The sequence below is a fragment of the Echinicola sediminis genome, from assembly GCF_054777495.1.
This window is the reverse complement of sequence record NZ_BAAHAP010000130.1, coordinates 1-11,476: the sequence shown is the minus strand read 5'-3', so window position 1 is coordinate 11,476 and position 11,476 is coordinate 1. Positions and strand designations below refer to the sequence as shown.

At 37.8% G+C, this 11,476-nt stretch carries 7 protein-coding genes; all 7 read left to right on the top strand.

All coding sequences use genetic code 11. From position 1 onward, the window contains the following. Positions 1–169 precede the first annotated feature (169 nt). The gene (locus ACYVAA_RS20705) at positions 170–3,415 is read left to right on the top strand and encodes a SusC/RagA family TonB-linked outer membrane protein (protein ID WP_460545488.1); all 3,246 of its coding nucleotides are present in this window, start codon (positions 170–172) and stop codon (positions 3,413–3,415) included. Positions 3,416–3,433: 18 nt separating this feature from the next. Continuing rightward, positions 3,434–5,176 (top strand): RagB/SusD family nutrient uptake outer membrane protein, encoded by a 1,743-nt coding sequence (locus ACYVAA_RS20700; protein WP_460545485.1) that lies wholly within the window; start codon positions 3,434–3,436, stop codon positions 5,174–5,176. Positions 5,177–5,223: 47 nt separating this feature from the next. Next, on the top strand, positions 5,224–6,441 hold the full coding sequence (locus tag ACYVAA_RS20695; RefSeq protein ID WP_460545483.1) for a hypothetical protein: 1,218 nt from the start codon (positions 5,224–5,226) through the stop codon (positions 6,439–6,441). Between the two features lie 5 nt (positions 6,442–6,446). Beyond that, a complete protein-coding gene (locus tag ACYVAA_RS20690) occupies positions 6,447–7,367 on the top strand; it encodes an exonuclease/endonuclease/phosphatase family protein (protein ID WP_460545481.1) in 921 nt (306 codons plus the stop codon). Between the two features lie 24 nt (positions 7,368–7,391). After that, positions 7,392–9,149 carry an FG-GAP-like repeat-containing protein gene (locus tag ACYVAA_RS20685; protein ID WP_460545479.1) on the top strand — a complete coding sequence of 586 codons (1,758 nt, stop codon included), beginning with the start codon at positions 7,392–7,394 and terminating at the stop codon, positions 9,147–9,149. Between the two features lie 185 nt (positions 9,150–9,334). Beyond that, complete coding sequence (locus ACYVAA_RS20680; RefSeq protein WP_460545477.1) at positions 9,335–10,600, top strand: MFS transporter; 1,266 nt, start codon at positions 9,335–9,337, stop codon at positions 10,598–10,600. 182 nt (positions 10,601–10,782) lie between these two features. After that, on the top strand, positions 10,783–11,476 hold a 694-nt coding region (locus tag ACYVAA_RS20675), incomplete at its 3' end, for a glycerophosphodiester phosphodiesterase family protein (protein WP_460545475.1).

Below are 11,476 nucleotides of genomic sequence, written 5' to 3'. Positions count from 1 at the left end.
GTTGTTTTATTTAATGTTTGTAGCCTTAGCGATATTCTAAAATGTTTATTTTAATTTTAAAAAGTTAAATAATATTTATTATTATTATTATTATTTGTTTAAAATAATTAAAATATGTTTATTTATGAGATTGTTATAGTCAAATTATTCAAACCCAAAATATTTATGTATGAAAAAGAAGAGCTGTCTGCTCCAGCAATTGGAGCGGGTGAAATTTCTAATAATTGTAGTCTTGTTTTTTGCTGCAAAAACCATCTCTTATGCACAAAATTCCATTCTGGTTTCAGGGGAAGTTTTCGATGAATCAACTAAGGAGACAATACCTGGGGTTACGGTTAGGTTAAAAGATTCATCGATAGGTACATCTACGGATATCAATGGCCGATTTTCTTTAAATATTACAGATGGAAAGGGGCAAGTGTTGGTTTTTTCTTATGTTGGTTATTATCCAAGAGAGGTGATGATTAATAATGAATCTCAAATCTCTGTAGGTTTGAAGATGAATTTGGAGGAGTTGGAAGAGGTTGTGGTAGTCGGCTACGGGACTCAAAAGAAAATTAACCTGACAGGTGCAGTTGATCAAATTGGAGAGGAAGCATTTGAGAATCGACCAATGCCAAATGCCACTAGAGGACTGCAAGGGGTTATTCCAAATCTTAACATTGAAATGGGAGATGGAAAACCTACGAGGACCTCTTCATTTAATGTAAGGGGAGGGACATCTATTGGTTCGGGAGGAAGTGCATTGGTTTTGATTGATGGGGTTCCAGGGGATCCATCTCTGCTTAACCCCAATGATATTGAAAGTGTCACGGTTTTGAAAGATGCCGCATCTGCGGCGATATATGGGGCTAGAGGAAGTTTTGGTGTTGTTTTGTTTACCACTAAAAAAGCAGGTAAAACTAAGTCTCAGGTTAATTTTTCTTCGAACATTTCTTTAAATGATAGAACTATTAAGCCAGATCTGGTGACGGATGGTTATACTTGGGCGAAGTTGTTTGACCATGCCTATTATTCATGGAATGATTACAAGACCCATCCTTCTAAAGTGAATAGTGTGTTCCCGTTTTCTCTAGATTATCTTGATGAACTGAAAAAGCGACACGAAGACCCAAAATTGCCTATGGTGGAGGTGAATCCAGCCACAGGAAACTATGTTTATTATGGTAGCACAGATTGGATGAAGGAGCTTTATGCCGATCGCATGGCTTCAAGAGAGTACAATTTAAGTGTCTCAGGAAGCGGTGAAAGAAGTGACTTTTATGTTTCTGGAAGGTTTAATTCTCAAGATGGAATTTTTAGGTACAATCCAGACGACTATTCAATTTATAATTTGCGTGCTAAAGGAGGGGTGTATATAACCGATTGGTTAAAGGTTAATAACAATTTTGAGTATTCGGATATGGAATATTTCTATCCCATTTTGAATCACCCCTCAAATACACCTGTATTTAGAAGGGTTTCAGATGAGGCTTTTCCAATTGCGATGCTAACAAATCCTGACGGATCCATTACTCAAAATGGAGCATTGGTATTTGGAAGTTTTATCTCAGGTGGAAATTATAGGGATCAAAACCGCTCAAGATTACAAAATACAATCGATTTTTCAGCGAAACTATTGGATGATCGCTTAAGTGTGAATGGTAATTATACCTTCAATAAGATTTACGATAATACTGTTTGGCAGTATACCCCTGTGCCGTACAGCATTTCTCCGTCGGAATCTCGTGAACGAGGAGAGAATAAGTTGATTGAGGAAGATAATACCACGAGTTATAAGGGGTTCAATTTGTTCGCATCTTATGAGGAAAGACTCAAGGCTCATTTTTTTAAAGGAATGATTGGATATAACTACGAAATGTCAAGCCTAAAACGTCATTATCTAGAGCGAGATAACTTGATAAACCCTCAGTTGCCAGATTTTACTCTTGCCACTGGGCAAAACATATTGTTAAAAGGAGGGGGCAGTGAATGGGCAATACTGGGCACATTTTTTAGGTTCAATTATTCTTATGATGATAAATACCTTATCGAAGTTAATGGTAGATATGATGGTTCTTCCAAATTTCCAAAAAACCAGCAGTGGGGCTTTTTTCCATCTGCATCTCTTGGATGGAGAGTTTCTGGAGAGGATTTTTGGGAATCTCTAAGTGAAACTATACCACAGTTCAAGCTAAGGGGATCATACGGATCACTAGGAAATGGTAATATTTCTCCATACCAATACTTAGGGACGATGTCCGTCGGTTTGTTGGGAAGATATATTAATGGTTCAAATCCTTTATATACTAGTAATCCTAAGGTAGTACCTAACGGACTTACTTGGGAAACTGCCACTACTTTAAACTTGGGAACAGATGTAGGGATGTTCGGTGACCAATTGACAGCTACCTTTGATTGGTACATTCGTAATACTACGGACATGTTTACAAAAAGTACTCCTTTACCTTCTGTTTTTGGAGCTTCTGAACCAAAAGGAAATTTTGCTGATTTGCAGACTAAGGGGTGGGAATTATCATTGAGTTGGCGGGATCAAATATCATGGGATAAGCCGCTTACCTATAGTTTGAGGATGACTATATCTGATAATATTACAAAAGTAACCAAATACAATAACCCGGAAAAGGTTCTTAGTGATTATTATGAGGGGCAGATACTCGGGGAAATTTGGGGCTTTGTCAATGATGGATATTTTACCGATCAAAAGGATATCGAAGACCATGCAGATCAAAGCTATATCAGGGTTTCAGCTGCGAATAATCCCATGCCTGGGGATATCAAATTCAAAGATTTAAATGGTGATGGAATAATTCTTCCTGGTAGCAATACAGTGGATGACCCTGGGGACAGGAGGGTGATCGGAAATTCAACCCCTCGTTACCAATTTGGTTTTTTGTCCAATATGGAATGGAACAACTTTTCCCTCTCTCTTTTCTTTCAAGGGGTAGGTAAAAGGGAATTCTGGCCTGGGACAGACAATTCCCTTTTTTGGGGGGCATATAACCGGCCTTACAGCTGGCATCCAGCAGAAATGGAGTCTATGATGTGGTCGGAAAACAATCCTGATAGCTATTTTCCTAGGTTGCGAGGTTATGTTGCTCTTAATAGTCGTGGTGAACTTAGGGTTGAGCAAAGCAAATACATTCAAAATGCAGCTTACGTTAGACTGAAAAACCTTACGATAGGATATGACTTGCCTTCAGCTATAATTAATAGCATTAAAGGGCTTTCTAAAGCTAGAGTTTATTTTAATGGGCAGAACCTATGGACCTATTCCCCTATGTTCAAAATTATGAAGACAATGGATCCAGAGGTGATTGAGGGTTCGGATCCGGAATTGGCATCTAATAGGGGAAATGGGATGAGGTATCCCATGCTCAAGACCTATACTCTAGGTATTAATGTCACCTTTTAAAACTCAAATTCAATGAAAATGAAAAAGCTATTTTATAATGTTTGGGTGATATGCGTATGGTTAATGGCAGGGTGTTCTGAAGAACTTAACCTTTCGCCAATAGATACAATTTCACCAGAAAACGCTTTTAACAGTGCAAATGACCTACAATTATATACCAATTCTTTTTATAGGATACTACCCGATGGAGATGCTATTGTTCGTGGGGATGCAGTAAGTGATTACATGGTAAGGAATACGGTAACTTCTTATCTTACGGGCACTTATACTTCTCATGATGTTGGAGGGTGGAGTTGGTCCCAGCTCAGGAATATCAATTATTTTTTGGAGAATTTTGATAAGGCCGATATTCCTGATGAAGCAAAAGGACACTTTGAAGGGGTGGCCCGTTTTTTCAGAGCCTGGTTTTACTATGAAAAGGTACAGAAATGGGGAGGAGTACCTTGGTATGACAAAACCCTGGATGTTTCTGACCCTGATATATACAAGGCAAGAGACAGTAGGGAATTTGTTATGGATAAAATTCTTGAAGATTTGAATTTTGCTTGCGAAAATATCCGTTCCCTAAAAGACGAAACTGGAACGATGGTTACGAAGTGGGTTGCATTGGGATTCAAATCAAGAGTTTGTCTTTATGAAGGAACCTATAGAAAATATCATGATGAAATAGGTTTGCAAACAAGTGCTGAAGCTTGGTTAATTGAAGCGGTTACAGCGGCCGAAGAGATTATGGAAAGTGGAAAATACCAGCTCCATGATACAGATGGGGACCTTAGTTACCGAAATCTTTTTATTCAGGAGTCGGTACAGTCTGACGAAGTACTACTGAGTTATGCTGGTAGCCAGTCTATGCGTATTTTTCATGATGCCAATTGGTACTTTACTAGTTCAACCTATGGGCAACGGTTAAACCTAATCAAAACTTTTATTAATACTTACCTCAATCGTGATGGTTCCCGTTTTACAGATCATGAGAATTATGATGAACTGCCTTTTTGGGAGGAGGTAGAAAACAGAGACCTTAGACTCCAACAAACCATACGAATGGGAGATTATAGCCGGGAGGGGACACCTGAAGCAACTGATTTCAAATATTCCTTTTCAGGTTATCAGCCTATTAAATTTACATTGGACTCCAAGGCAACTGATGGAGTAGCTGAGAACAATAATTCTCTGCCTTTGATACGCTATGGGGAGATCCTTCTAAATTATGCCGAAGCAAAAGCGGAGATTGGAGGATTCACATCAAATGACTGGGAAATTAGCATCCAATTGTTAAGGAAGAGAGCAGGGATTGTTGATTCTTCCATTCCCACCCAAGTGGACGCCTATCTTCAGGAACACTATTTTCCTGAAATTTCAGATCCCGTTCTATTGGAAATCAGAAGGGAAAGGGGAATAGAGTTAGTCATGGAAGGGTTACGTTTTCAGGATCTAATGAGATGGAAACAGGGCCACCTGTTGACGATGGAATATGATGGAATGTATATAGAGAGAATGGATGAGCTAATGGATGTTAATCAAGACGGTTTTCCAGATGTTTCATTTGTTTCCAGTATACCTTCAAATCCAGAATCAGGTGTAACGTATTACCTGATTGATGGGAACCAGTTCAAGTTGTCCCAAGGGAATAAAGGAAAGCTGCTGCTTTTCCAAAACCTAACACGTCTATGGGAGGACTACCAATATCTTTATCCTGTTCCATATGATGAAATCGTGCTAAATAGAACACTTGAACAGAATCCGCAATGGGACAATTGAGTGCCCTAATTATCAATATTTCGAAAAATTTAAAAACAATCAAACCCATGAAAAAAATAGTCTTTTTTATATTAACTCTTATTCCCTTGTTATATGGTTGTGATAGCAGTGACAAATCAGACCATGAACCAACCTTCAGCTACTCCCTTCTGGTTTTGGATGAAGAAGGATTTATACTTGAAAATATTCCTGTAGAACTTTATGACGATACTGGTAAACTACTGGAAACCCTAAATACAGATATTGAAGGAAAGGTTGTATTTACGGGTCTTACAGAGGGAGAATATTCTTATACGGTTATTGGAAACGAGGACAGCCCTATGTCCGGGAACTTTAGGTTAGATTATATCAGCTTGGAAGAATCCATTTCAGTTATAACAAAAGTAATTAAACAAAACGCGTCAATTATTGTGACGGGTATTTGCTCTGATCCGCGTGGTTCTGATGGTGCTGCTGCAGGGACCTCTTCATCCTATGCTGGAGGGAATATCATTGTAGAACATAAAGGAGGATATGAATATATCCAGTTGATGGCTCTAGAGGATATCGATTTTTCCCAAACCCCATATTCGGTTGTCATTTGTGACAACAGTCAAGCAGGCCCAAATGGTTGGGCAGAAGGAGGTATGTCTACCATAAAATTTGATCTTAAGGAAGGCTCGGCTGCAAAGGGTTCTTTTTTCTATGTAGGGGGTATGTCCAAAGTACTTTCTGGATATGGAAGCTGTGGAAGTGGAAATGATGGTTATAGTACAGATATCAGTAATGCCAATTGGATTAGAACAATAGATTACAAAACGGATGGCGGTGACGGATTTGGCGATCCCACCGGTGGACTTTTGGGAAATATGTCTGGAGATGGTAGCAATACCGCTGATGGTATTGCAGTATTTGAAGGACTTAATGTTACTGAGGCTTCAATTCCCATAGATGCTGTTTTTTATGGAACCTTAATCGGTGGGGCATTTGATGAGGAAAATGGTTATGGGTATCGAATACCTGAAAAAAGCGATCTATATAGCAATATTGATAGTGAGGGTAACGAGCAACCATTCTTTGGTCAAGGGTCCAATACTTACCTCTTTGATCAGCCCAATCAGGATGTCGGCGGATTTAACAAACTTGGTGGTGTAACAACCGAAAAAATCTGGCTTGAATCAAGAAAAAGTACTATTAAGTATTTTAGTTATTGTAAGGAAGATGGAAATACGCTGTCAGAAATCGAAGAGGATGAGGGAGTCACTGTTTTCCAAGTAATAGACTAATACAAATGTCTTACTCAATAATACCCAATAATAGAATTGTTGAAACCAACTCAAAGAATATGATGAAGCGTGTATTGTCACTTTTTTTTATAGGGCTTGCAATAATCCTTTCTTTTGGAAACTGCAACTCAGAGGAACATCGTCCTTCTGATTCAAAAGAGGATGATGATAAAGAGGTAGAATATACTCCATTTAAGGTCATGTCTTTTAATATTAGGCATGACGATGATAAGGATCCTCTTTCTCTTCACGAAAGGAAAGACCTTATTCTGAAAGAAATTACACAACAAAATCCCGAAATAGTAGGACTACAGGAATATTCGAATAACTGGTTTGAGGATTGGATGAAAATCAAAATGCTTGATTTAGGTTATCAGTATTATATGGATGAATCTGCCTCAAAAGGCTCACCCAAAGTTATTTTCTACAAAGAAGATAGGTTTGAAAAACGGTCTTTTGCAACCTTTCAAATGAATTTTACGGAAAACAGGTCGGGTTCATGGGTGATACTTTATGATCAAGAAAATGACCTTAAATACTTTGTTTGCAACAGTCATTGGACTACGGTTTCTTCAACTGAAAGAGCAAATACTGCAGGTATAGTGTTGGAGGAAATAGAGCAAAAACACCAAGGTTTACCGGTAATTGCTTTTGGTGATTTCAATGCAAAACCCCAGACACGAGAAATGCTTAAAATGGAAAGCCACAAGGTTCCTGCTATTACTTATGCGGATTCCACCTTTGCTCCAACATTTCATGGTTGGGAGGATGAAGGTAAAAGTAAAATAGATTGGATTTTTTATTCTTATGATAATCTTGAAAGAATAGGGTTTAGGGTGAGTAATGAAAAAATAAATGGTCAGTGGCCATCAGACCATTGGGCTATTTCAGCAGAGTTTTTACCCAGGAAAAATGTAAATGAATAATTTCTGTAAAATCCAATATGACCTATGAAAAATATTCTGAATGGAAGTATTAGCATTGCTTTATCTATGTTGATATTCTTAGCTTGTCTGATAATGTCAGCTTGCCAAGGGCCTGGAGATCTCGAACCTTTACAGTTTTCTGAGTCAGAGGAATCGTTTAGCTTAAATTCGTTTAGCATTTCGTCAGAGTTGAAAGTCATGTCATTTAACATCCGTCATGATAATGCAAATGATCCCTTGTCTTTGAATGATAGGAAGGGCTTGATTCTTCAAACAGTTATTGATAATGATCCTGATGTTGTAGGATTACAGGAATTTTCCAATAATTGGTTTGAAGCTTGGATGGAAGACAAAATGGATAGTTTAGGATATGATATCTATACTGTTACTTCAACAGGGACTCCAAAAGCAATTTTTTATAGATCCAGTAGATTTAGTAGACTGGATCAAGGAAGCTTTGAAATTGTTCAAACTGAGACAAGAAATGGGACCTGGGTTGTTTTGAATGACTCGATTACGGGTCAATCATATTTCATCTGTAATAGTCACTGGACAACCGTTTCTTCTACGGAAAGACAAGCGATGGCCAGTTTAATTAAAGATGTGGTTGAAGATAATTCAAATGGTCTACCTGTTATTGTAATGGGAGACTTTAATGCTCAGCCCGGGACTCCTGAAATCTCGATCTTAAAAAATACCACTGGTAGCAACAGTATGGTATGTGTGCATCATGAAAGCGGTAATACTTTTCATGGATGGGATGCTATTGGAGATAGTAAGTTGGATTGGATCTTAAGTTCAAGAGATTTGGCTTTTATTAGCTCCAAGGTGATAGATACCAGTTATAGCGGGGATTGGCCTTCTGATCATTGGGCTATAATGGGGGAATTTATCCCTGCTATTTATGGTGAACTTAATATTGATGATCAGGGGATTAGTGGGAGTGCTAATACAAGATATTACTTTGCAGATGTAACTGGAGATGGAAAAGTAGATAAGATATATTGGAATCCGACCTTCGATTCAGGTCACACTAGGGTATATGCATCTGATGGGGACGGATCTTTTACCTTTTTGGATTCTAATACCAATGGTTCAAGTCAAAGTTCAAATACCTTTTTCTATTTTGCTGATATCACAGGGGATGGTAAGGAGGATAAGGTTTATTGGAACCCTACTTATGATTCCGGCCATACAAGGATTTATGAGTCAAATGGAGATGGAACCTTCAGTTTTCTCAATTCAAATGCAATTGGTGCCAGTACTTTAACAAGTACTAGTTATTATTTTGCTGATGTGACTGGAGATGGTAAGGCTGACCAGGTACGGTGGGATCCCACCATTGATTCCGGCAAAACACAGATATACCGATCCAATGGGGACGGTACATTTACCTTTCTAGATTCTAATACCAATGGTGCTAGTCAAAGTACAAATACAACTTTCTATTTTGCTGATGTTACCGGCGATGGTAAAGCAGATAAAATCTACTGGAACCCGACATATGACTCTGGACATACACGGGTCTATGGGTCAAATGGTGATGGAACTTTTACTTTTTTGAATAGTAACACTTCTGGGAGCAGCCAAGTGTCTACCACAAGATTTTATTTTGCCGATGTTACTGGGGATGGTAAATCAGATAAAATATTTTGGAGACCAAATATCTATAAAGGTAAAGTGAAAGTATACCCAGCTAATGGTGATGGAACTTTTGATGGACCAGTGTATTCACTTCGTGGAACCTCTCAAAGTGAAAGTACTTTTTTTTTATTTCAGTGATATTAATGGAGATGGGAAAGCTGACAAAATTCGATGGAATAAGGACGAAGCACCTTCTGGTTATAGTGTTGGTACTTTAAAGAACTATTTGGCAGAATAAAAAGCTTCAATTAATCGATCTGACAAATTGTGATTTTTTGTAAAAGGATAATGTAAAATAAAGACTATTTAAGAGAGTAAAATTTATGATAGATATTAAAAAACAAAATCAATGGATAGATAATATTGGTCTTCCCAAACAGCTTATTTGGGGGTATTTGGGAGTCCTTATATTTATGATGGGAGATGGGATTGAGCAAGGATGGTTGAGTCCATACCTCATGGAAAGAGGCTTGAGTATCCAGCAATCTGCTTCTCTATTTACCGTTTATGGAATAACGATTGCCCTAGCATCGTGGTTTTCAGGTGTCCTAACAGAAATGTATGGAATGAAAAGGACAATGACTATAGGTCTGATGTTTTATGTTTTGGGAACCATAGGTTTCATAGGTTTGGGGCTTAATGCATTTGATTTTAATATGATGTTGATTACTTATGCATTAAGGGGATTTGGGTATCCATTATTCGCGTATTCTTTTTTGGTTTGGCTAAGTTATAAAAGCTCTAAAAATCAACTGGGAAAAGCTGTAGGTTGGTTTTGGTTTGTTTTTACGGGGGGATTAAATGTTTTGGGAGCATATTATTCAAGTTGGGCAATTGAAAAGTGGGGATACCTTGAAACCTTATGGAGTTCTATTTTTTGGGTAATACTAGGAGCAGTTTTTGCCATAATTATTCAAAAAGGTAGATTGGAACGAAAAAATAATACCAGCAAACTAAAAGAGCTCAATAGGGGAATATCCATTATGAAAGATCATCCCAAGGTATTGTTGGGAGGGGTAGTTAGGGTAATAAACACAACAGCGCAGTTTGCTTTTCCAGTTTTTATCCCCAGTTTTTTTGGGATACATGGAATAAGTACCACAGAATGGTTGCAAATATGGGGGACAGTATTTACCGCTAATATTGCGTTTAACCTGTTTTTTGGTTTCGTTGGAGATAAATTTGGGTGGAGAAATACTGTAATGTGGTTTGGAGGAGTTGGATGCGGAATATCTACGTTACTTTTTTACTACAGTGCACAGTGGTCTGGTGGTAGCTTTTGGGCAGTATTAGGATGTGGAGTTCTTTGGGGGGCATTATTGGCCGGTTATGTTCCCCTGTCGGCATTGGTTCCATCCCTAGTAAAAGATGATAAAGGTGCCGCAATGTCTGTCCTTAATTTGGGAGCAGGTTTGCCGGTTTTTGTGGGACCAGCTTTGGTAGGACTATTTATTGGAGTTGTGGGCTCCGAAGGAATTGTATGGATCTTATCTGGGCTCTATTTTATAAGTAGTTTAATAACTTATTTTATTCAGCTTCCTGAGGAGGAAGAAGTCGTAATGACTTCGGAGGAATCATTTATTAATTAAAGCAATAGCATTGTTTCCTGTTTGATTTAAAACTATTGTGGTTTAAGAAATTGGATGCTATTGAGCTTATGAAAATTGGAGGATAAATCTATTCTTTGATAGAATCCTTGTTTTTATGATCCGATATTTATGGAAACAACAAGCTTCAGAATTTTATAGTACAACTTAAATACCAAGTAGAAATGAATAGCTTAATTAGATTATTATTTGTGGTTTTTATTGTTTCAGTTTTTGTAAAAGAGAGTGCGTATGCTCAAAAAATCCATAAAATTAAATTAAAGGGGGCCAAGGAACTTCACGAATTTTTCAGCTATAAAGAAGACGGGAAAGTTTTGATAAGTGGCCATAGGGGTGGAAAAGAGGAGGGATATCCAGAGAACAGTATTGTAGCATTTAAAAATACACTTCGTTATACTCCTGCATTTTTTGAAATTGACCCAAGACTTACCAAAGATAGTGTCATTGTATTAATGCATGATGCCACCATTGATAGAACTACAAATGGGAAGGGAAAACTGAGTGACTATACTTGGAAGGAAGTCAAAAAACTAAAGTTGGTAGATGTTACTGGAAAAGTAACAAAATATAAGGTGCCTACTTTAGAGAAAGTTATTAAGTGGAGCAAAGGCAAGACTATAGTTGATCTTGATCATAAAGATGTTCCTATGGAAATGACAGCGGATTTGATAATAAAATTAAATGCATTTGATCATGTGATGGTTACAGTACATAAACCTAGTCAGGCTGAATATTATCTTGAAAGGCATAAAGATTTTATGTTTGCAGCATTTATTAGGAATCTCGAAGAATTGGAAGCATATGTGGAGGCAGATATCCCCTGGTCGCAGGTTATGGCATATGTTGGTCCACTGAGCA